This window comes from Nocardia sp. CA-128927 (assembly GCF_050955855.1).
In the GTDB taxonomy this organism is placed as follows: Bacteria; Actinomycetota; Actinomycetes; order Mycobacteriales; family Mycobacteriaceae; genus Nocardia.
Map to the genome: position 1 here is coordinate 2,704,347 of NZ_CP192087.1, position 22,458 is coordinate 2,726,804.

The 22,458-nt window shown below is 65.8% G+C and carries 18 protein-coding genes and 1 pseudogene; 12 read left to right on the forward strand and 7 right to left on the reverse strand.

What is annotated here, in order from left to right; genetic code table 11:
• The first annotated feature begins 94 nt into the window (after nucleotides 1-94).
• Complete coding sequence (gene octT, locus ACQPW1_RS12825; RefSeq protein ID WP_433662939.1) at nucleotides 95-811, forward strand: diglucosylglycerate octanoyltransferase; 717 nt, start codon at nucleotides 95-97, stop codon at nucleotides 809-811.
• A gap of 3 nt (nucleotides 812-814) precedes the next feature.
• Nucleotides 815-1,654 (forward strand): DegV family protein, encoded by an 840-nt coding sequence (locus tag ACQPW1_RS12830; RefSeq protein ID WP_433662940.1) that lies wholly within the window; start codon nucleotides 815-817, stop codon nucleotides 1,652-1,654.
• Nucleotides 1,655-1,829: 175 nt separating this feature from the next.
• Here ACQPW1_RS12830 and ACQPW1_RS12835 read toward each other — a convergent pair whose 3' ends face one another.
• A complete protein-coding gene (locus tag ACQPW1_RS12835) occupies nucleotides 1,830-2,612 on the reverse strand; it encodes a DUF5984 family protein (RefSeq protein ID WP_433662941.1) in 783 nt (260 codons plus the stop codon).
• A gap of 153 nt (nucleotides 2,613-2,765) precedes the next feature.
• Between ACQPW1_RS12835 and ACQPW1_RS12840 the strand changes: the two genes are divergently transcribed.
• From ACQPW1_RS12840 to ACQPW1_RS12855, 4 genes and pseudogenes are all read left to right on the forward strand, one after another.
• A complete protein-coding gene (locus ACQPW1_RS12840) occupies nucleotides 2,766-4,430 on the forward strand; it encodes a ComEA family DNA-binding protein (protein ID WP_433662942.1) in 1,665 nt (554 codons plus the stop codon).
• A gap of 307 nt (nucleotides 4,431-4,737) precedes the next feature.
• A complete protein-coding gene (locus ACQPW1_RS12845) occupies nucleotides 4,738-7,329 on the forward strand; it encodes a ComEC/Rec2 family competence protein (RefSeq protein WP_433662943.1) in 2,592 nt (863 codons plus the stop codon).
• Between the two features lie 263 nt (nucleotides 7,330-7,592).
• On the forward strand, nucleotides 7,593-8,561 hold the full coding sequence (gene holA / locus ACQPW1_RS12850; RefSeq protein ID WP_433662944.1) for a DNA polymerase III subunit delta: 969 nt from the start codon (nucleotides 7,593-7,595) through the stop codon (nucleotides 8,559-8,561).
• 796 nt (nucleotides 8,562-9,357) lie between these two features.
• Nucleotides 9,358-10,554: pseudogene (locus ACQPW1_RS12855) on the forward strand (LCP family protein); the annotation flags it as partial.
• Nucleotides 10,555-10,767: 213 nt separating this feature from the next.
• On the opposite strand, the gene ACQPW1_RS12860 reads toward ACQPW1_RS12855, so the two are convergent.
• From ACQPW1_RS12860 to ACQPW1_RS12870, 3 genes are all read right to left on the reverse strand, one after another.
• Nucleotides 10,768-11,241: a GNAT family N-acetyltransferase gene (locus ACQPW1_RS12860; protein ID WP_433662945.1), complete on the reverse strand. Its 474-nt coding sequence runs from the start codon at nucleotides 11,239-11,241 to the stop codon at nucleotides 10,768-10,770.
• Nucleotides 11,242-11,303: 62 nt separating this feature from the next.
• Entirely contained in the window at nucleotides 11,304-11,984 is a 681-nt protein-coding gene (locus ACQPW1_RS12865; protein ID WP_433662946.1) for a maleylpyruvate isomerase family mycothiol-dependent enzyme, read from the reverse strand.
• An 89-nt stretch (nucleotides 11,985-12,073) separates the two neighbouring features.
• Entirely contained in the window at nucleotides 12,074-13,144 is a 1,071-nt protein-coding gene (locus ACQPW1_RS12870; RefSeq protein ID WP_433662947.1) for an aldo/keto reductase, read from the reverse strand.
• 124 nt (nucleotides 13,145-13,268) lie between these two features.
• On the opposite strand from ACQPW1_RS12870, the gene ACQPW1_RS12875 reads away from it, so the two are divergent.
• Complete coding sequence (locus ACQPW1_RS12875; protein ID WP_433662948.1) at nucleotides 13,269-14,195, forward strand: helix-turn-helix domain-containing protein; 927 nt, start codon at nucleotides 13,269-13,271, stop codon at nucleotides 14,193-14,195.
• On the opposite strand, the gene ACQPW1_RS12880 is transcribed toward ACQPW1_RS12875, so the two are convergent.
• Together ACQPW1_RS12880 and rpsT are read right to left on the reverse strand one after the other, a co-directional pair.
• On the reverse strand, nucleotides 14,179-14,430 hold the full coding sequence (locus ACQPW1_RS12880) for a hypothetical protein (protein WP_150403050.1): 252 nt from the start codon (nucleotides 14,428-14,430) through the stop codon (nucleotides 14,179-14,181). The genes ACQPW1_RS12875 and ACQPW1_RS12880 overlap by 17 nt on opposite strands.
• Before the next feature lie 163 nt (nucleotides 14,431-14,593).
• A complete protein-coding gene (gene rpsT / locus ACQPW1_RS12885; RefSeq protein WP_396989280.1) occupies nucleotides 14,594-14,854 on the reverse strand; it encodes a 30S ribosomal protein S20 in 261 nt (86 codons plus the stop codon).
• 326 nt (nucleotides 14,855-15,180) lie between these two features.
• On the opposite strand from rpsT, the gene ACQPW1_RS12890 reads away from it, so the two are divergent.
• The 4 genes from ACQPW1_RS12890 to ACQPW1_RS12905 all read left to right on the forward strand — a co-directional run bounded on the left by ACQPW1_RS12890 (nucleotide 15,181) and on the right by ACQPW1_RS12905 (nucleotide 19,580).
• Nucleotides 15,181-16,878, forward strand: a complete 1,698-nt coding sequence (locus ACQPW1_RS12890) for a circularly permuted type 2 ATP-grasp protein (RefSeq protein ID WP_433662949.1) — start codon at nucleotides 15,181-15,183, stop codon at nucleotides 16,876-16,878.
• Between the two features lie 7 nt (nucleotides 16,879-16,885).
• A complete protein-coding gene (locus ACQPW1_RS12895) occupies nucleotides 16,886-17,857 on the forward strand; it encodes an alpha-E domain-containing protein (protein ID WP_433665218.1) in 972 nt (323 codons plus the stop codon).
• The gene (locus tag ACQPW1_RS12900) at nucleotides 17,854-18,696 is read left to right on the forward strand and encodes a transglutaminase family protein (RefSeq protein WP_433662950.1); all 843 of its coding nucleotides are present in this window, start codon (nucleotides 17,854-17,856) and stop codon (nucleotides 18,694-18,696) included. The genes ACQPW1_RS12895 and ACQPW1_RS12900 overlap by 4 nt, the downstream gene beginning before the upstream one ends.
• A gap of 98 nt (nucleotides 18,697-18,794) precedes the next feature.
• Nucleotides 18,795-19,580, forward strand: coding sequence for an aquaporin (locus ACQPW1_RS12905; RefSeq protein WP_433662951.1), 786 nt, complete (start codon nucleotides 18,795-18,797; stop codon nucleotides 19,578-19,580).
• Nucleotides 19,581-19,655: 75 nt separating this feature from the next.
• Here ACQPW1_RS12905 and ACQPW1_RS12910 read toward each other — a convergent pair whose 3' ends face one another.
• Complete coding sequence (locus ACQPW1_RS12910; protein WP_433662952.1) at nucleotides 19,656-20,207, reverse strand: type II toxin-antitoxin system PemK/MazF family toxin; 552 nt, start codon at nucleotides 20,205-20,207, stop codon at nucleotides 19,656-19,658.
• A 234-nt stretch (nucleotides 20,208-20,441) separates the two neighbouring features.
• On the opposite strand from ACQPW1_RS12910, the gene lepA reads away from it, so the two are divergent.
• Entirely contained in the window at nucleotides 20,442-22,355 is a 1,914-nt protein-coding gene (lepA, locus tag ACQPW1_RS12915) for a translation elongation factor 4 (RefSeq protein ID WP_433665219.1), read from the forward strand.
• Nucleotides 22,356-22,458 lie beyond the last annotated feature (103 nt).

Below are 22,458 nucleotides of genomic sequence, written 5' to 3' on the forward strand. Positions count from 1 at the left end.
TGCTTCGGCACCGGAATCTGGTGTCGGGGTCGACCCTGATTCGTCGGAAGGTGAATTCGCTACTGCGGTAGCGGGTTCCGCCGCTGCGAATGGTGTGTCGACTTCCGGGCGGCCCGTGCTGCTGGTGATCGCGGATTCGTTGTCCTACTTCGGACCCAAAGGTGGTCTGCCTGCTGATCATCCGCAGATCTGGCCGAACCTTGTTGGGGCCGAGCTGGATTGGGATGTCGAGGTGATCGGGCGGATCGGCTGGACCTGCCGGGACGCGTACTGGGCGTTGATCGGTGATCCTCGGGTGTGGGCGGCGGTGCCGCGCGCCGGTGCGGTGGTGTTCGCGGTCGGCGGCATGGACTCCCTGCCCTCGCCGCTGCCTACCGCGCTGCGTGAGCTGATTCGCTATGTACGTCCGCCCGCCTTGCGTCGTGTCGTCCGCTCGACCTACACCTGGCTGCAGCCCAAGCTGTCGAAACTCGGTCGCCCCGTTGCGCTTCCGCCCAAGGTGAGTGTCGATTATCTGGAGCAGTCGCGAGAAGCATTGGCGCACTTGCGACCCGAGCTGCCGTTCGTCGCGGTGCTGCCGTCCGTGCACAACTGTGATGCCTACGGGCGTGTGCATTCCGGACGTGAGCCCGCGGTCAAGGCGCTGCGGGCATGGTCGGCGCGCACCTCGGTGCCGCTGGTCGATCTCGGTGAAGCCGTGCGCGACAACATCTTCTCCGGCGACGCGAACCCCGACGGCATCCACTGGGGCTGGGCCGGGCACGCCGCCGTGGCCAACGCGATGGTCAAGACCTTGCAGGAGGTTCGGTAGTCCGTGGCCGTTGTGGTCGTGACAGATTCGTCCGCCAGCCTCCCTGCCGAACTCGCCGCCGAGCTCGATATCGCCGTCGTACCCCTCCATGTTCTGATCGGTGACCGCGCGATTCGCGAGGGTGTCGATCCAGTCGACATCGACTATGCCTCGGACACCGTGACCACCTCGGCGGCATCGCCGGGTGAATTGCGCGCCGTATACGAGCAGGCGTGGGAGCTCAGCGGCGGCGATGGCGTTGTCGCGGTTCATATTTCGCGCCAACTCTCGGGAACCTGGGAAGCGGGCAGGCAGGCCGTCCGCGATATGGACGCCGCCGACCAGGTGCGCCTCGTCGATTCGCTCGGCGCAGGCCTGGCCACCGGGCTGCCGGTACTGGCCGCCGCGCGCCGGGCCCGCGCCGGGTCGCCGCTGGACATCGTCTACGACACCGCGGTCGCCGCGTCGAGCCGAGCGCGCACGTTCATCCTGGTGAACCGCACCGAACAGTTGCGCCGCGGCGGCCGATTGAGCTCCGCCGCAGCCTTTTTCGGCAGCGAGTTGGTCTCCAAACCCCTGCTGCAGATCGTCGAGGGCCGCCTCGAACTCCGCGAGAAGGTCCGCACCCGCTCCAAGGCGTTCGCGAAACTCGTTGCGGCAGCGGTCGACGCGGCAGGCGAGGACGGTGCCGCCGTCGCCGTCCAGCACCTCGGCGCCGAAGACGCCGCCCAAACCGTCGCCAACCAACTCCGCGACCTCATCCCCGGCATCCGCGAACTCATCATCGCCGAATTCGGCCCCGCCCTAGGCGTCCACCTCGGCATAGGCGCGGTAGGCGTCCTGGTCCTCCCCGGCGGCGCCTAGCCCCGGTTGTTGCGCCGAACGTGACACGGTGGCGGCAAATCGCGGGGGAGCGCCGCCCTCATGTCCCGTTTGGTGGCTGTCTGTTCGGTGAGTGGCACATGGCTGTGGCGAAGCGCGAGAAGGGGTCTCGGTGGTGTGCCACTCACGGGTGATTGCTGGGGACTTGGCGGCAAGGTCAGTGGACTGCGGATGAGGATTGGCGGAGGGTTCGGGCGCCGATGCGGACGGCTTCCCAGTCGGTGTCGGGCCGACGCTCTAATGTCTGTGCCAGCCAGTGCGCTCGATCCTGTTGCTCGTGCTCCAGTAGGGCGAGGTCGATTTCGATACCTTCTGGCGGACCGGATGATTCGAATTCGCGGAGGCGTTCGTTCATCGCGGCCAGCAGGTTGCGGTCGAATTCGATGACAGCTGTGCGGAATTCGTCGGTCGGCATGCTGATCCGGCCGGTCAGGGGACCGGTGAATTCGATTTCGCTCTCCGGATCCACCGGGTAGCGCCAAGCGACGGTGACGGAATCGGAGCTGTCATCGACTGTTCGCCACCACCGCAGGTGCGGGCCGAACCAGAGGTAACCGGTGTCGAGGGTGCGGTCGCCGTACCAGGTCGACGCGGCGTCGACCTCGGGTGTGTCCGCCCACGACCAGGTTGTGGGTTCGGTGTCGACGAAGTCGAGCAGATCGGCGGGCACCGGCTCCAGTGCGCTCGGCAGCAGCGTCAGTACGTCTTCCCACAGGCGGGCAACGTAATACTCGACGTAACAGTCGTGCGGAGTCTCGCGGTGCCCGGCCTGGGTCCGCAGTAGCTCCGCGGTGCGCGCGGAGACGCGCAGGAGGTCATGGTCGCCGAGACCGATGTAGTACCAACCCTCGGTGAGCGCGAACCAGTGCAGAGTCCGGTACTGATCTCCCCACGGCCCGACTCGGTCCAGCGGCGTCAAGCCGAAACGGAATCGGATCACCCGCCAAGTTTTACACCTCCCAGCCCGCCACGCCCACCCACCGATCTGCGCGCCGTCGGCGAGTTGTGCACACCCCAGCAGTTATCAACAGGGCAGCTGAATTCCCTGTTCGGCCATGACCTTTCGCCGTCGCCCACAACTACCGTCGCCCCCATGTCACGACAGGACGAACGCGAGCGGATTCAGCGACGGCTGGGCGCACTGACCAGCCGCGTCGGCGCCAGCCGTACGGGAATCGCGGGTGCAGCCGAAGCCGCACGCCCTTTAGCCGGCCGCCGGGCACATCTGGCCAGTGCGCTGCCCGCGGCGGCTCGAGGATCGGGCGGCATCGGCGCATTGACGCGTGACCGACTGAACGAAGTCCGGTTGGCGCATGCGCGGACGTCGGTAGGTCTGGTGCCCGGCGCGGATTGGCGGTCGACTGGACCGGGCTCCGACGAACACTTGGTGGTGCCTGAGCGCGCGGGGTCGCGAGTACCGAGCGAGCCCGCGGTGACTGTCGCTGACAGCGTGGATCGGCGATCGGATGCCGCGCTGAGCCCGCTGCACTCCGAGCGATCGGGGTCGCGGATACACGACGAGTTGTCAGCGGCTGCCGTTCGCGGTGTGGATGAGCGATCGGGTGACGTGGGCTCGGGTGCGAGTCAGGTGGGTTCGGAGTACACAGCGTCCTGGGTACGCGCGCAGCCATCGGAAGACGCGGATCGATGGTCGGGTGAGGAGGGATCCTCGGCACTTTCGATGAGCCTGGCGTCGCAGGATCGAGTCGGCTCGTCGGTGGATGGTGTGCGGAATGTGACCCGGCCGTGGGGTGAGGTGGATTCGGGAGGCCTGACGCATTTCGACCGGGTGGGATCGGAGGCGGATGTCGAGTCGCCGGTGGATCGACAGGTGGATGCGGTGGTTTCCGTTGTGCGCCGGGCACCTGCTCGATGTGCGGGGCGGTGGGATCTCGCGGAGTTGCCGTCCGAAACGGAAGCCGAGGCCGATGACGACGAGGATGACGATTTCGGTGAGGTGCGTTCGCCGAAGTGGTTAGACGATCCTGCTGCGGGTGCGGGGTGGCGGGATCGGATTGTGCCGGAGCGGTTTCGGGGGATTCGGCTCGATCCGGGACGCCGGGGTTTGTGCACGCTGCTGGCGATCGGGGTGGTGGCGATGGTAGTGGCCGCTGTTGTCATATTCCGCGAGCGGCCCGTTGCTCGACCGGTGCCACCGTTGCCTGCGGTGCGGACGACCGCAACTCCTGCCGTTGCGCGGATGTCGAGTGCAGTGCCGCCGAACACGGCCGCATCGCCCGGCGCCGTACCGGTACCCGGCGAGCCAGGTGCGGCACCCGGTACCGAATTGGTGGTCAGCGTGGTCGGTTTGGTGCATCGCACCGGTCTGGTGCGGCTGCCCGCCGGATCACGCGTCGCCGACGCCCTCGCGGCGGCAGGCGGCGCGCAGGATGGCGCGGACCTCGCTGGACTCAACCTGGCGCAGCGGCTGGCCGACGGTGACCAGGTACTCGTCGGCCCGCCCGGGCCGAACCCGGGCCCACCACAACTGGGCAGCGCGACGATCAACGCGGGTGGCCGCCCCTCCGCCGCGCCTTCCGGATCCGCCCATCCCACAACCCCTTCGGGCCGCGTCGACCTCAACACCGCGACGGAATCCGAACTCGAAGCCCTCCCTGGCATCGGTCCGGTAATGGCCAAGGCGATCATCGCCTGGCGCACCGCCCACGGCCGCTTCACCGACGTCACCCAACTCGGTCAAGTCGACGGCATCGGCCCCACCCGCCTGTCCCGCCTGCGCGAGCTGGTGAAGGTATGAGGTCGTCGGAGCGGCGGCCGTGCACTGGCCGAGCCCGGTACTGGCCGCAAGACCTCGGCGACGCGGTGACGGCATGCGCGGTGACGACATGACTGAACGCGGCCAGGGTGGCGAGCTGAGAGTTGCCGGTCGGCACGTAACCGGTCGGCGAAGGGGGCCGGGTCGCCGTGGTGATGGTGCGGGTCGGGGTGTTTCTGGTGGCGATGATGGGGAGCGCGGTGACTTGGGGGATGGCGATGAGCCGCAGGCGATCGATGCTCGGTTGTTGCCTGCGGCGGTTTGTTGTTGGGGGGCAACGATTGTGGCGGTGACGGCTGGGTGGGTGGCGGGATTGGTTCTTGCGGTGGCGTTGGTGATGGTGGCTATCGGGTTGTGGGTTTTGTTGTTGTGGGGGATGGCGCATCGGGGGGAGCGGCGGCGGGCGGTGGCTGTAGTTGCGCTGGCGGCGGTGTTGTTGGCGGCCGGGTTTGCAGTGGCTGCGGCGTGGCGGGAGCATCGGGTGACGACGCATCCGTTGCGGGCGGCGGCGGGGGTCTCGGTGCGGGTGGTGGCGACGCCGAACGGTGATCCGAAGCCGGTGCGCGGCAACTCGTTCGGGGGTAGCCGGTGGGTGGTGCGGGCCAGTCTGAACGAGTATCGACTGGGCGAGACGACGGTACGGGCGGGTGGGGCGGTGGTGATCCTGGCGTCCGGTGGTGGGTGGGGCGAGTTGGCGCCTGGGCAGGCGGTCGAGTTTCAGGCGCGGGTGGAGCTACCGGGGCGTCGTGATCTCACGGTGGCGATGCTGATGGCCCAGGGGCCGCCGAAGGTTGTCGGCGCGTTGCCGTGGTGGCAACGCGTAGCTCGTTCGGTGCGTACGGATTTCGCGACCGCGACATCCCGAGCGCTGCCTGCGGAACCGGCCGGATTGTTGCCCGCGCTGGTCGACGGAGACGACTCCGCGCTGCCTGATGATCTGCGCGAGGAGTTCGAAATCGCAGGTCTCGCACACCTTTGCGTGGTCAGCGGTGCCAATTTCACCATTCTGCTCGGGGCGGTGCTCCTGGTGGTGCGGGTGCTGACTCTCGGTCCGCGCACGGGGGCGGTGGTCGCGGGGGCGGCGCTGGTGATGTTCGTGATCATCGCGCGGCCTGATCCGAGCGTGTTGCGGGCCGGGGCGATGGGCGCGATCACCTTGCTGGCCTTGGTGACCGGACGTCGAAAACAGGCGCTACCCGCACTCTGCGCGGCCAATATCGGCTTGCTCGCCGTGTGGCCCGCACTCGCGTTATCCGCTGGCTTCGCCTTGTCGGTGTGCGCGACCGCCGGATTGATCCTGCTGGCACCGAGCTGGGCGGACTGGCTGCGGGCGCGGGGTTGGCGACGGTTGCCCGCCGAGGTTGTCGCGGTGGCGGCGGCTGCTTTCGTGGTCACCACGCCGCTAGTTGTCGCCTTGGACGGAAAGCTCAGTCTGGTCGCGATTCTCGCGAATGTTCTGGTTGAGCCGGTCATTGCGCCGATTACGGTGATCGGTGCGGTAGGCGCTGTGCTGTCCTGTATCTGGTCGCCGCTGGCCGAGCTCGTAGTGCGTTGTGTCGCGCCGCCGATGTGGTGGTTGCTGTTCGTGGCCGAACATGCGGCTGACGTGCCTGGCTCGTCTATCGAGGTGCCTAGTGGAGTGCTCGGCGGACTGATCGCCTTCGTGGTGGTCACGACGGGAATCCTTGTGTTGCGCTTCGCCGAGATACGCAGGGTGATCCTGACCGTGGCGTTCGGTGTCGCGGCGGTCGTGATCCCGGTGCGGATCTGGCACCCCGGCTGGCCGCCTGCGGGCTGGGTGTTGGCCGTTTGTGACGTGGGGCAAGGTGATGGGCTTGTCTTGTCTGTTGGTGCAGGCACAGCGGTGGTGATCGATGTCGGTCCAGAACCACGTCCGATCCGAAATTGCTTGGACCGCTTGCACATCTCACGTATCGCGCTCCTGGTGCTGACACACCCGCACGCCGACCACATCGGTGGCCTCAGCGGTGCGCTGGAGGGACGCGCCGTGGCCGCAGTGGCAGTCGGATTGCATGAGCTCGAGGGGTTAGCGCCGAGCGTCGGTGGAAGATCGGTTGCTGAAGATGTGCAGGCGGCACAGACTGCGCTATCAGGTTCCGACTCCGTGGGACCTCCCGAGTTCGGTGCCGGATCGGCAAGCGGTGGCTGCGGATCGCCAGAGGATCAGCGTGATTCGACACGGAGTGGGAGCGACTCGATGAGTGGCGGATCCGGTTCTACGGCTGGCACGGCAGAAACGCAATGCCAGCCGACGGACAGTTCGTGCCAGCCAACGGAGAAGCGATGCACGTCGGCAGTTGAGCGATCTTCGCCGAGCGACAGGCATGGGCCAGCAGCGCGAGTGGAGGGACTAGCGAAGGTCGTGGCGGTTGCCAACGATGCTGGCATCCCGCTCCTGGAGCTGTCGGATGGGCAGGTATTCCGTTTCGGCACAGTCGAATTGGAGGTGCTCGCACCCGAGGTAGGTGGACCGTTGCCAACCCCCGGCGCTGAGGCCGAGGACGCCAACGACCGTTCGATCGTCCTCGCTGCAACCACGGCCGCTGGACGCATCCTGCTCACCGGGGACATCGAGGCTCCCGCGCAACGTGCACTTATGCAAACCGGTGTCTCGCTCCAAGCGGACATTCTGAAGCTCCCGCACCACGGGTCACGCACCACCACAACGGAATTCCTCGCCGCTGTACGGCCGCGGCTGACGGTGGTCAGCGTCGGTGCCGAGAACACTTTCGGCCATCCGAATGCCGGAATCCTCACCGAGTTGTCCGCCCTCGGCAGCACCGTGGCACGCACCGACCAGCGTGGCGACGTACTGGTCCTGGGCGACGGGCAATCGCTGCGCGTGGTGACCTCTCGATGACGTATTTACGTGGTGTGGCTGCCGCGAACGCAGGTGGGCGAACACTTCGACCGACTCGATGCCGAGTTGACCTGGCGTGTCGTGGACGCGAGTTGCTGAGTTCTGCGGGGTGCTCGGTGAACACGCGGAACCTGCGGCGTGGGTCTGTCGGTGGGGGACCGTAGGATCGCTGCCGTGACCGAGCCCAGCGAGCGTCAGCGAGTGGACCATCGACACGGCGTGCCTTCGCCGGTGGCGGAGGCGAGCGTCGGCGAGGTGGCGTCATGACCGAGCGTCCTGCGCTGCACCTGGCGCTGGGGGATGAGGAACTGCTGGTCGAGCGTGCGGTGGCGGAAGTCACCGCGCAGGTCCGCGCGCTCGCGCCGGATGCCGACGCGGTGCCGGTCGACCGGATGCGGGCAGGCGACGCGAGCACCGCGGAACTGGCCGAGTTGCTGAGTCCGTCGCTGTTCGCCGAGGACCGGGTGATCATCCTGGAATCGGCGGCCGAGGCGGGCAAGGACGCGGTCGCCGTGATCACTGCCGCCGCGGGCGATCCGCCCGAGGGTGTGGTCCTTGTGGTGTTGCATTCGGGTGGCGGACGAGCCAAGGCATTGGTGCCCGCCTTGCAGAAGGCCGGTGCGGTGGTGCACGACTGCGCCAAAATCACCAAGTCGGCCGAGCGCGTGGAGTTCGTGCGTGGCGAGTTCCGGACCGCCGGGGTGCGGGTCGCGAGCGACGTGGTGCAGGCGATGCTGGAGTCCGTCGGGTCCGACCTGCGCGAGCTCGCCGCGGCCTGTTCGCAGCTGGTCTCCGACACCGGCGGCAAGATCGATGTCGCCGCCGTCCACCGCTACTACTCCGGCAAGGCCGAGGTCTCCGGTTTCGACGTGGCCGAGCTCGCTGTCGCCGGCGACCGTCCCGGCGCAATGGAGGCGCTGCGCTGGGCAAACGACCGTGGCGTCCCGCACGTGCTGCTCGCCGACGCCCTCGCCGACTCCGTACACACCATCGCCCGCGTCGGCTCCGCAGGCCGCGGCGACCCATTCAAACTCGCCCAACAGCTCGGCATGCCGCCTTGGAAGGTCAAAAAGGCCCAGGCCCAGGCCCGCAACTGGACCCCCACCACCATCGGATCCGCCCTCCAGGTCGTCGCCGCCCTCAACGCCGACGTCAAGGGTGGCGCGGCCGACGCAAACTACGCCCTGGAACACGCCCTCACCAAGATCCTGGACCTGCACTCCGCAGGCTGACGACAACGGCCATCCGCTGCGCACGAAATCAGCTGGCCCGCAAAGCAATTGATCGGCCGCGCGGCAGGTGACCGATTGATTCCGTTGCCTCAGGACCTACGTGATGGATCACTCCCTGCGTGAAATCGGCCAGCGCACGCAGGAGTACACGAGCTCTCGCGACGATTGACCGGCCGGTTCACACTGTGCCGAGACCAGCACGGCTGGCCATCGCCGCGCATGAAAGCGACTGGCCTGCACAGTAATCGGCCAGCCTGCGAAGCGGAATCGGCTGGCAGGATCGCCTTCTGTCAGCGTGAACGGCGTTGCGCACGAGATAGACCGGTCGGTGTAGGAATTGACGCGGATCGCACAAGAGTTGGCCGGTCCGAGTAGAAGTTGGCCGCAGGCAACGTGTTGCACCACGACCTGCACGAGGGAACAATGTCGCCACCATGTCCCGTTGATCATGGTTTGGTTCTTTGCTCTGTTCGACGGGGCGCGATGGAGTTCGGATGCGGCGTATTCGGCTGGCTCGCGGACGCTCGATTAGCGATGCTGGATGTGTGCTGAGACACATGTGGGGGAGAACTCAATGGTCTGCAATCGGGCGAACTCTGCTGGCGCGGATGGTTTGGGTATTTGCTGGGTAGCTGTGATAGATCGCAACGTCAGGCGAGGTTTGTCCGGTCCTGGTTGGGTCGATTGGAGTCGTCGACAATAGCGTTTCTCGTTGCTTGCGGGGGTCTGGCCAGCGCTTTCGCAGAGAATCCAGCCAATCGACAGCTATCAGAATCGTGTCAAACTGGATTTGATTATGGACGAGCGAACTGCACCGGGCATTCCGGTTGATGTTTCCCGGCGGCCCAGTGCGTGGCACGGTCGACGGCGGCGGAGGGGTGTGCATCGGCGACCGGAGCGCCGGGTGGGGTGGATTGTTCTGAAAGTCCTTGCCGGCGGGTTGTCGGCGGTGGTGTTGGCCGGGACTGCGGTGGGGTGGGCCACTGAGGGGCGGTTCGATAAGGGGTTTACCCGGTCGGCGGCGTTGGGCGTGAATGCGCCGCGGTCATTGGCCGGGGATATGAATGTGTTGTTGATCGGGTTGGATACTCGTAAGGATCAGGATGGGAATGATCTGCCGAAGGCGATCCTCGATCAGTTGCATGCGGGGGACGGGGAAGAGGGCGGGTACAACGCGAATACGTTGATCCTGGTGCATATTCCGGCGGATATGAAAAAGATTGTCGCAGTATCGATTCCGCGCGATGACTACGTGAAGGTTTCCGGGATTCCCGGCTATACCAATGTGAAGATCAAGGAAGCTTACGGGCTGAAGAAGGCGGCCGTTCAGGATCAGCTGATCAGCCAGGGCGTTTCCGACAGCAAGGCACTGGAGCGGGCGGGGCGTGAGGCGGGGCGGGCGTCGATCGTGCAGGCGGTGCGTGATCTGACCGGGGTGCCGATCGATCGGTTCGGTGAGGTCACCTTGGCGGGCTTCTATGACCTGGCCAAAGCGCTTGGCGGGGTTGAGGTTTGCCTCAACAAGCCGGTGAACGACAGCTACTACTCCGGTGCCGATTTCCCGGCTGGTAGGCAGCGGCTCGATCCGTCGGAGTCGCTGGCCTTCGTCCGGCAACGGCATGGTCTGGAGAATGGTGACCTCGACCGGACACACCGTCAGCAGGCGTTCCTCACCTCGGTGGCGCTCGATCTGCGCAAGGCTGGCACATTCACCGATGTCGGAAAGCTCTCTGCGCTAATGGATGTCGCGCATCGCAATATCGTGTTGTCCGATGGCTGGAACATCACCGACTTCCTGCGCACTCTCGGCTCGTCGGACAGCCCGGCCGTCGAATTCCGCACGCTGCCAGTGCTTCGCTACGACAACATCAACGGCCAGGACGTCAACATCATCGACCCGGCGGCCATTCGCCGCGAGGTCCGCGCGGCCTTCGGTGATCCGGATCCCACTGTCGCGCTGTACAACCCGGCCCGCCCGCAGACGCCGTCGACCACCGACCCGAGCGCCGAATCCGCAATGCCGACACCGGATGTCGGAAAGCCGGTCGACGCCACCATCACTGGCGACACCATCCCCTGCGTCAACTGATTGCCCGGACGCGCTCGAAAGCCGCCGCGTTCGTCTCGCCCGCTTAGCCCGAACCTCTTGCGGCACAGTCTGAATCATCGGCGCCACATGGGGCAGCCATGGCGGAATCGCGGCAGTTCAGGGTAAACCCCGGCCGAAGTAGTGGCTCCCGGGCTCGTCGAGGTACAGACCGAACCCGGGAATCGCCAGATAGCCCGAGGAAACGTAGAGCCCGATGGCCTCCGGCTGCATATCCGCGGTTTCCAGGACCATTCGCCGCCGCCCGGCCGCCACCGCACTCTGCTCGATGGCGGCCAGCAGCTGCCTGGCCAAACCGCGCCCGCGAACCTCGACCGACACATACATCCGTTTGAGTTCGGCATCCCCGTCCCGGAACCCGGGCTCATCGCTGTCGTGGGAGCGCCAACCTGCACAGGCCACCGGAACCCCATCGAGATAACCGACCAGGAACGTGCCGAGCGGAGGTTCGAACTGCGCCGGATCGGTCGGGGTCGCGTCCGGCCCGCCGTAGCGCACCACGTACTCCTGCTGGACCTCCGCGATCAACTTCTGCGCATCCGGACTGCCGTAGGCCCGTGCCACCAGATCCATACCGGCAAGGCTAGCGACCCCGACTTCAGCGGTCGTCGAATGACGCTGCGACCGGCCGACTCTCACAAGGCGGCAGTAACCCGCTCCACTCCCGGTCCGGTCAGCGCGGCCAACCCCGCGGTACGTCCCGTCGCGACAAGCAGTAGGTCACTCAGCGGCCCACGGATCTCCTCGGCACCGTTCCTACCCGTCCACTCTGCGTCCGTGGCAGTCAGTCGAACTCCACGCAACCGTTTGCGCGCACCGTAGAACGGACTGCGCAGGACATGGTCGAGCGCGGCACACGCCTGCTCGGCGGGCATCTCCCGAACCCTGCCCAGCGGCCGCGCGACATCCTGTCCATGAATCACCATGTCAACCAACGGATCCAGCGGACTCGCACCGGGCGCCCGCCGAGCCGATCCGGCCGATTCACGCAGTTGCCCGATCAGCTCGGCAGGGGTGAACTGCGCGGCATGGTTGCGCGCCTGGTCGGCGTTCATCCGGTTCCAATCTCCGCGGGCCCGGACAATGCCGACGAGCGTTCCCCACAGGGTGTCCGTGCTGGACAGCGTGACGTGCGCGAGCACCTCGTGCACGGTCCAGCCGGAACACAGCGAATCCACGTGCCACTCGTGCTCGTCCAGGTCGGCGAAGAAGTCGGCGAGAGCGAGCCGTTCGTCTCGCACCCACGCCAGGGTCTGATCTCGGTCCACGATGTCCTCCGGTTCGGTGGTGTCACCGGTATTGACGGCGTGCGGCACCGAATCTCACCGCAAGGCCGGAAAGACGTGCCCGCTCAGCATTACGCGGCGGTGCGAGCAATGCCCGCACCGCCGCGTAAGTCCGTCGCTCAGGAGCGGCCCTGAACCTTCAGATCACCCGAAACGACAGTGCGGGTCATCGGCAGGTTCAGCATGTCGTGCGGGAAGCCGAGCTCGATGGCGCTCGCCTGCTGCAGCCGATCCAGTTGTCCGGCATCGAATTTGACGTCGAGCGCACCGAGGTTGTCCTCCAACTGGGTGGCCGTGCGGGCGCCGATGATGGGCGACGTCACGCCGGGATTGCGCAACGTCCAGGCCAGCGCGACCTGTGCGGGCGACTTGCCGATCTCGGCGGCGACCTCTTTGACCACGTCGGCGATGTCCAGCGACCGCTCGGTGAGCGCACCCTGTCCCGCCACCACGTTCTTGCGGGTGCCCTCGGGCGAGCCCGCCGCCTCTAGCTTCAAGTCGTCACGGGTGTACTTGCCGGTGAGCACGCCGCCGCCCAGCGGCGACCACGGGATCACGCCGAGGCCGAGTTCGCGCGCCATCGGAATGAGGTCACGTTCGACGGTCCGCTCGATCAGGCTGTATTCGATCTGCAACGCGATCAGCGGCGACCAGCCGCGCAGGTCCGCGATCGCCTGCATGCGGGAGACCTGCCAGGCCGGCGCATCGGAGATGCCGACGTAGAGCACCTTGCCCGAACGCACGAGATCGTCCATGCCACGCAGGATTTCGTCGACGGGGGTCATGAAATCCCAGGCGTGCAGGTACAGCAGATCGATGTAGTCGGTGTTCAGCCTGCGCAGGCTCGCCTCGACCGAGGCGAACATGCTCTTGCGGTGGTTCCCACCGGAATTGGGGTCGTTCTGGCGGCGCAGCATTGTGTATTTCGTTGCCAGCACCAGGCTTTCGCGATTGTCCGCGGTGAATTCGCCGAGCAGTTGCTCGGAGCTGCCGTTGGTGTACTGGCTCGCGGTGTCGATGAAGTTTCCGCCGCGATCGAGGTAGGTGTCGAAGATCTTGCGCGCCTCGTCTTTATCGGCACCCCAACCCCAGTCGGCGCCGAAGGTCATCGTGCCGAGAGACAGCGGAGACACCCGAAGACCCGAGCGGCCGAGCAGCCGGTAGGTATCGAGGGTGAGGGCTCCGGACATGTCCAGCTCCTTGTCGTTGGTGCATCGTTGTTGGTGAAACCCAGTCTGGAACGGGGCAGATAGATGGGTAAGGGAAGGTTCTTCCTGGGAAAGCCAGTCCTATGCAGCCGTAATATCGAGGGTGATGACTGGAACGGTGAACGCGACAGGGAGCGCAGGGCGCGGCAATGGGACGCCGGTGAGCGCCGCAAATCCGACACAGGAATTGGCGGCCTTCCTGCGGGACCGGCGCGAACGCTTGACGCCCGGTGATCTAGGGCTGCCAGCGCGTAGGCAGGCGCGGCGCACGCCGGGGCTACGGCGCGAGGAGGTCGCGGAGCTGGCGGGGGTCAGTACCGACTACATCGTCCGGCTGGAGCAGGGACGTGGGTTGCGTCCGTCCGCGGACGTGCTGGAGGCCTTGTCGCAGGCACTGCGGCTGGATACCGACGAACGCGCCTACCTGTTCGATCTGGCCCAGCAGCGGCAGCCGAACGCCGGAAAGCCGAGCACGGTGCCCGCGCCCGCGCTGGCCGTGCTGGTACACGATCTTTCGTCGCTACCGGCGATGCTGGTGAACCATCGCTACGACATCCTGGCCTGGAACCGGGAGATGTCGCGGCTGATCATCGACTTCGACACGTTGCCGCCGCGGCATCGCAACTCCATGTGGCTGTGCCTGATGGAGCCGAGCATGCGTGAGTTCTACGTGGAGCGGGAGCGCATCATCCGCGAGGGCATCGCCGATCTGCGGGCCGCCTGGGCGGCTCATCCCGAGGATCAGGTGCTCAGCGATCTGATCGCCGAGTTCACCCGCAGCGCTGAGTTCGCGCAGGCATGGGCTCAGCACGACGTGAAGGTGAACGGACGCGGGGCCAAGCCGCTGCGCCACCCGATTGTCGGGCAGCTGGTGGTCAATTACGAGGTGCTGATGCCGGTGCAGGACCCTGACCAGCGCATCATCATCTATCGCGCCGCAGATGCGGATTCTCAGACGGCGCTGGACCGGCTTGTGGCCGATCCGGCGCCGTTGGTCGATCGGACATCGCCAGGACTCACTCCACAGAGCTGAGTACTAGCTCCTCTTCGTCTTCCTCGGACTCCTCATAGCGGCCCTCCCAGTCGTCGTACACGGGTACTTCGTCGTCACGCGTGACGACCCACTCCAACGAGTAATTGCCCTCATCGTCGATGGGCACCATCACGTTCTCGATCTTCACCCCGAGGCCGAGGACCTCGGCGGCCCGGATCACATCGGGCAGATCCTCGCCACGGACCACGGTCTGATTGGCGTAAACGGTAACCATGCGCCGAATGGTAGCTGGAACCACCGACAGGCTGTGGGCCGATCCGGAATCCCTAGCATGAACAGTGCGCTGACCGGGGGATGAGCACGACAAAAGCCGCCGTGGTCGTCGAGGCCACGGCGGCTGCGTCAATGCATGTGGTACCGGATCGGTACCGGAGAAATCAGATCTTGTTCAGAGCCAGCGCGAGGGCCGACTTCTTGTTGGCGGCCTGATTGGCGTGGATGACGCCCTTCGAGGCAGCCTTGTCGAGCTTGCGGCTCGCGGTCAGGAGCTGCGCGGCGGCCTTCTCTTTGTCGCCGGCCGCGGCGGCTTCCCGGAAGCTGCGGATCGCGGTGCGCAGCGCGGACTTGACCGACTGGTTACGCTTGCGCGCTTCCTCGTTGGTACGGATCCGCTTCAACTGGGACTTGATGTTGGCCACGCCTGTTTCCTCGTGTTCCTGTCGCTGAGTGGTATGTGCTGGAAAAGTTCCTACGCGTGCGTCGCACCCTCGATAAACGGGCAACGCAACGCCGAAGCTCAAAGATACCAGCCGCCGCTCGGCGCACGAAATCAGCACCGGGCCGCCTTGGCGGAGGACACCGACCGGTCGGCGTTACGACCAGGGATATCGCCAGTAGCGGACTAGTGATGCGAGAAATTTACCTGTGTCACACACAGCATTGCCGCTGCATGTAGCACGATTTTTGCATGACTCCCGCCTCGCCGCCACGTTCGGCGCGATCCGTCGCATACAGACCGGTCGGTATGAACGGGCGGGCCGCCGGCAACGGCAAGGTCGCGCCGCCCGGGCTATTCGAGGGTTATCGGCCAGGCCGCTACGCCGACGCGTTCGACGAGATGTTCGACGGCGCGGGGCGGGTGCGGCAGCCGTACAAGGGACTGTTCGCCGCGCTCGCGCCGATCGACGTGTCGGACCTCGCGGCGCGTTCGGACGCGCTGGATCGTGCGTTCATCGACCAGGGCATCACCTTCTCGCTGTCCGGCCAGGAACGGCCGTTCCCGCTGGATCTGGTGCCGCGGGTAATCGCCGCCGCCGAGTGGGCCGCGCTCGAGCGCGGGATCAAGCAGCGGGTGGTCGCGCTGGAGTTGTTCCTCGCCGATGTGTACGGCGAGCAGAACATCCTGCGCGACGAGGTGATTCCGAAACGCCTGGTCACGTCGTGTCAGCACTTCCATCGCGAGGCTGCGGGGCTGGTGCCGCCGAATGGGGTGCGTATTCATGTGGCGGGCATCGACCTCATCCGCGATGAGCGCGGCGACTTCCGGGTGCTCGAAGACAATCTGCGCTCTCCGTCGGGTGTGTCGTATGTGATGGAGAACCGGCGCACCATGGCTCGGGTCTTCCCGGATCTGTTCTCCTCGCATCGGGTGCGTGCGGTCGGCGACTACCCGAGTCACCTGCTCGCGGCGCTGCGCGCATCTGCCGCGCCGAACGAAGCCGATCCGACGGTGGTCGTGCTGACGCCCGGTGTGTACAACTCGGCATACTTCGAGCATTCGCTGTTGGCCAGGCAGATGGGTGTGGAACTGGTCGAGGGGCGGGATCTGTTCTGCCGCGACAACGTTGTTTACATGCGGACCACGGCGGGGGAGCGTCAGGTCGATGTGATCTACCGGCGGATCGATGACACCTTCCTGGATCCCATGCATTTCCGGCCGGATTCGGTGCTCGGTGTCGCGGGGCTGTTGAATGCGGCGCGGGCGGGGAATGTGGTCATCTCCAGCGCGGTCGGTAATGGCGTCGGCGACGACAAGCTGATTTACGCCTACGTGCCGACGATCATCGAGTACTACCTCAACGAGAAACCGGTGCTGCCGAACGTCGACACCTATCGCTGCTGGCTCGATGACGAACGCGACGAGGTACTCGATCGGATTGCGGAATTGGTGGTCAAGCCGGTCGAGGGTTCCGGTGGTTACGGCATTGTCATCGGGCCGGATGCGTCGCCGCGGGAATTGGAGGCGTCGCGGCGCCGGATCAAGGCGGATCCGCGCGGGTGGGTCGCGCAGCCGGTGGTGCAGTTGTCGACCGTGCCGACGAAGGTCGGAAATGAGTTGGTGCCGCGGCATGTCGATCTGCGGCCGTTCGCGGTCAATGACGGTGACGAGGTATGGGTGTTGCCCGGTGGGCTGACCCGCGTGGCGCTGCCGGAGGGGTCGCTGGTGGTCAATTCCAGTCAGGGTGGCGGTAGTAAGGACACCTGGGTGTTGTCCGGTCGGGATTCGCTAGCCGATCGGGAACTGGCGGGCGCGGAGCTGGTCGGTGAACCGCCGCAATCGGATTCGCGGGAGGTCGGCCGGGATCTGACGGCTTCGCAGGCGAATCAGCAACAGCAGCAACAACAACAGGAGCAGCGGCAGTCGCAAGGTGGCCGACTATCGGAGCACGAACAACGCCAATCGTCGGGCGGACAAACTCAACAGCAGCGGCAAGGGCGGTGATGCGCTGATGCTGGCCCGCAACGCTGAATCCTTGTACTGGATTGGACGTTACGTCGAGCGCGCTGACGACACCGCGCGGATTCTCGACGTCGCGGTACATCAGCTGTTGGAAGACGCGACCGTCGATCCGGATCGCACCTCCCGAGTCCTGTTGCGGGTGCTGGGCATCGAGCCTCCGGAAGGCACCCTGGATGTCTGGTCGGTCACCGATCTCGTCGCCTTCAGCCACGACGGCGGCTCGATCATCGATTCGATCGCCAACGCCCGCGAAAATGCCAGGGGTGCAAGGGAAGTCACGTCCAGCGAGATGTGGGAATGCTTGAACGCCACCTATATCGGGTTGGCGGTCGCGGAGAAAGCGGCGCGAAGTCTCGGGCCGCACGAGTTCTTCCACTACGTGCAGGACCGCGCGGCGATGTTTGCCGGACTGTCCGACTCCACGCTCAGCCGCGACGACGGCTACCGCTTCCTGCTGCTCGGCCGTTCCATCGAACGCGTGGATATGACTGTGCGGCTGCTGCTTTCGCGTGCAGGCGACCGAACCTCCTCGCCTGCCTGGGTAACCGTGCTCCGCTCGGCCGGCGCGCACGACACCTACCTGCGCACCCACCGCGGCGCGCTGGACGCCAACCTGGTTGCCGAATTCATCCTGCTCGACCGGCTTTTCCCGCGTTCGGTGTTCCACTCGGTGCGGGTGGCCGAAACCTGTCTGGCCGAACTGGATCAGCGGCCGAGCAGCCGGGTCGGGGCCAGGCACGAGGCGCAGCGCCTGCTGGGGCGGGCGCGCAGCGAGCTCGAATTCCTGCCGCCCGGTGTGCTGTTGGAGGACCTGCAGAACCGGCTGACGTCGTTGCAGAAGACGTGCCGCGAGGTCAGCGAGGCGATCGCGCTGCAGTACTTCCACGCGGCGCCCTGGGTGGCGTGGACCGATCTGCACAGCAACCGGGACGGCCAAGTGCAGGTGGAGGGGGAAGTATGAGCTGGCGAATCCGGGTGGTGCACACCACCGGCTATGTCTACGACGCGCCGGTTACCCGGTCGTTCAACGAGGCTCGGCTCACGCCGCGCGCGGACGGCAGGCAGAACGTGATCCTCAATCGCGTCGAGACGGAGCCCTCCACCCGCTCCTACCGCTACACCGACTACTGGGGCACCGCGGTCACCGCGTTCGACTTACATGCTCCGCATACCGAATTGGAGGTCACCGGCTCGTCGGTGGTGGAGACCGAGCCATTCGCCGGTCCGGCGGAGGAACTCGACTGGGATCAATTGCGCAACGGTCGGATCGCCGACCGTTTCGACGAAATGCTCGCGCCCACTTCGTATGTGCCGAGCGATCGGAAGCTGACCAGTATTGCCAAGCAATTGGCGAAAGGGCTGCCACCGGCGAAAGCCGTTGTTCGCGCGGCCGAATGGGTGCACCGGGAGATGACCTATCTCGCGGGCACCACTTCGGTGCACACCTCGGCGGTGCAGGCGTTCACCGAGCGGCAGGGTGTCTGCCAGGATTACGCGCACCTGACCCTGGTGCTGTTGCGCAGCATGGGCATTCCCAGCCGCTACGTCTCCGGCTACCTGCACCCGAATCCGGCCGCCGAAATCGGCGTGACGGTGGCGGGCCAGTCGCATGCCTGGGTAGAGGCGTGGACCGGCGCGTGGTGGGGCTACGACCCGACCAACAATATCGCCATCAACGAACAACATATCTCGGTCGGTGTCGGCCGGGATTACGCGGATGTGCCGCCGTTGAAAGGCATATTCTCCGGAGGTGGCTCCACGGATCTCGAGGTCGTTGTAGAGATCACCCGACTCGCGTAGCGTCCGTAATGAAACCCGTTGATCTTGAACGGCACTGTTTTCTCAGCGGTACCACGGCTGGCAATACCTCCTTGTCTCCGAACGCGGAAGGTGGACAGATGTCAACGGCTCAAGAGTTTGTCGAAGAGGTCGCCGAATACGGACCGATTCCCGACACCAAGAAATGGGGCGCGGAGGCACTCGGCACCTTTGTTCTGGTGATGGGTGGTGTCGGTACCGCGGTGCTGGCGGGGACCAGGGTCGGGGCGCTGGGGGTGGCGCTGGCCTTCGGGCTCACGCTGTTGTTCCTCGTCTACGCGATCGGGCCGATCTCCGGTTGTCACGTGAATCCCGCGGTGACAGTGGGGCATCTGCTCCTCGGCCGGATCAGCGCGGTCACGGCGGTCGGGTATTGGATCGCGCAGTTGATCGGCGGATTTCTGGCCGGGCTGGTGCTGTTCGCGCTGGCGAAGAATCTGCCGTCCTATGACCGCGCCGTCGACGGGCTCGGCGCGAATGGCTGGGGGCATCACAGCCCGTCGGCGCAAAAGGGTCCGCTCGGCGAGATCGTGCTGCAGAACGGATACGGCATGGCCGCGATGATCATCATCGAGGTCATGTTGACCGCGCTGCTGGTCTTCGTGGTGCTCGCCTCGACCGATCAGCTCTCCGACGTGCCGCTGGCCGGTCTGTCGATCGGTGTCACGCTGGCGGTCATCCATCTGATCTCGATCCCGGTGGACAACACCTCGGTCAACCCGGCCCGCAGCCTCGCCGTCGCGCCCTATCAGGACGGTGCGATGGGTCAGGTCTGGGCATTCGTGGTGTTCCCATTGATCGGTGGCGCGCTCGGCGCGCTGGTGTACGGCCTGCTGTTCGGCCGCTCGCGCAACCTGCTCTCTTGAGTTGACGCGACGGGCCCATCGACAAGGCTGTCGGTGGGCCCGTTGCTATTCCGCCACGCGATTCACGTATTCGATTCAGTGCCAGGCATATTCGGCGCACAACCGGTGGGCGACGAGGTCGAATGTCTTGCGGGCCAAGATGGCTCCCTCGCGGCGGATGCCGTCTTCCGGTACGTCCAGCACCCGGTCCAATCGAACCCAACTCGGCCTGCCCTCGGGATCCCAACTGCCGCTGCCGATGCCGACCCAGTTCGGGTCGTGCGCCCGGTCCGCTTTCGACGACAGCATCAGCCCGAGCAGGGTCCGGCGATCCCGCCCGACCACCAGCACCGGCCGATCCTTGCCATTGCTCGGATCCTCCTCGAACGGCACCCAGGTCCACACGATCTCGCCGGGATCGGCCCGCCCGTCCAGCTGCGGCGAGTACACGATCTGGCGGGCGCGCTCGGCCGTCGGCACCGGGGTGGACGCGGTCGGGCGCACCTTCACCGCGGGCGTCCGCCGCGAAGCCAGCGACCCGACCAAGCGCTCGACGAGCTTCGGTCCCTGCTGCCTGACGATCTTGGGACCCTGCTCCTTCGCGATAAGTCCGAGCTGCTTGCCGAGGGAGTTCCAACTTCGGGCCATATTCGCAATATAACGGCGCACCGCCGTCTTCTCATCTGCCCCGCGGCAACTACGAATTTGCTGATTTGGGCTTGCTATGCCGCATCGGACGGCCAGGTCCGGCCAAGGCCCTCGCGAGCAGGGATGGAAGCGATTCATGGCGCGGAACTGGTCTATAGCAAGGTGACACCAAGTGTGTGAGCGCCCACTGTTATCGGCAGGGAAACGCCAGGCCTGCCGCGCTCGAGCACACCGCTGGCGGAAGCTTCGCACTGCTCATGGGACGATAGACGGCAGTTTGCCAATACCCTGAGGAGTGGAGTGCCCGCCAGCTTCGCCGACACGACGTTCACCGATCCGTCTCGGATCCGGAACTTCTGCATCATCGCGCACATCGATCACGGTAAGTCGACGCTGGCCGATCGGATGCTGCAACTGACCGGTGTGGTCGAGGAGCGGGCGATGCGCGCCCAATACCTGGACCGGATGGACATCGAGCGCGAGCGCGGCATCACCATCAAGGCGCAGAACGTGCGGCTGCCGTGGCAGGTCGACGGCACGGATTACGTGCTGCACCTGATTGATACGCCGGGCCACGTCGACTTCACCTACGAGGTGTCGCGCGCACTGGAGGCCTGTGAGGGCGCGGTGCTGCTGGTCGACGCGGCGCAGGGCATCGAGGCGCAGACGCTGGCGAACCTGTACCTGGCGCTGGACAAGGATCTGACGATCATTCCCGTGCTCAACAAGATCGACCTGCCCGCCGCCGATCCGGACCGCTACGCGAGCGAGATCGCGCACATCATCGGCTGCGAACCCGACGACGTGCTGCGGGTGTCGGGCAAGACCGGTGTCGGCGTGACCGAGCTGCTCAACGAGGTCATCAAGACGGTGCCCGCGCCCGTCGGCGACGCCGACGCGCCCGCTCGCGCGATGATCTTCGACTCGGTCTACGACACCTATCGCGGTGTCGTCACCTATGTCCGCGTGGTGGACGGCAGGCTCACGCCGCGCGAGAAGATCAAGATGATGTCCACCGGCGCCACGCACGAGATGCTGGAGATCGGCATCGTCTCGCCGGAGCCCAAGCCGACCCAGGGTCTCGGCGTCGGCGAGGTGGGTTACCTGATCACCGGCGTGAAGGACGTGCGCCAGTCGAAGGTCGGTGACACGGTGACCGCGGCGCGCAACGGTGCCACCGAACCGCTCGTCGGCTACCGCGAGCCGCGCCCGATGGTGTACTCGGGTCTCTACCCGGTCGACGGCTCCGATTACCCGGACCTGCGCGACGCGCTGGAGAAGCTGCAACTCAACGACGCCGCACTCACCTATGAGCCGGAAACCTCTGTGGCCCTTGGCTTCGGCTTCCGTTGCGGCTTCCTCGGCCTGCTGCACATGGAGATCACCCGTGAGCGGTTGCAGCGCGAGTTCGACCTGGACCTGATCTCCACCGCGCCCAACGTGGTCTACACCGTAGAGATGGAAGACGGCAGCAAGCATGTCGTCACCAACCCGTCGTACTGGCCCGAGGGCAAGGTCCGGCACGTCTACGAACCGATGGTGAAGTGCACCGTCATCTCGCCGAGCGAGTTCATCGGCTCGATCATGGAGCTGTGCCAGAGCCGCCGCGGCGAGCTCGGCGGCATGGACTACCTGTCCGAGACCCGCGTCGAGCTGCGCTACACCATGCCGATGGCGGAGATCATCTTCGACTTCTTCGACTCGCTGAAGTCACGCACCCGCGGCTACGCCAGCCTCGACTACGAGGAGTCCGGCGTGCAGGACGCGGCGCTGGTGAAGGTCGACATCCTGCTGCAGGGCGAGGCGGTCGACGCGTTCAGCGCCATCGTGCACAAGGACGCCGCGCAGGCCTACGGCAACAAGATGACCACCAAGCTGCGCGAACTCATCCCGCGCCAGCAGTTCGAGGTGCCCATCCAGGCCGCCATCGGCTCGAAAATCATTGCCCGCGAGAACATCCGCGCCATCCGCAAGGACGTGCTCGCCAAGTGCTACGGCGGCGACATCAGCCGTAAGCGCAAGCTGCTGGAGAAGCAGAAGGAAGGCAAGAAGCGGATGAAGACCATCGGGCGCGTGGAGGTTCCGCAGGAAGCCTTCGTGGCTGCGCTGTCCTCGGACGCCGCGTCGGACAAGCCGAAGGGCAAGTAGTAGGCCTTGGATCCGGCATGCGTCGGCGAATCGAGCGATAATGCCTAGTAGGTGGTGAGCTATGAGGCAGAATGCGTCGGCGAGCGGTGCTGAACCAGGGAGG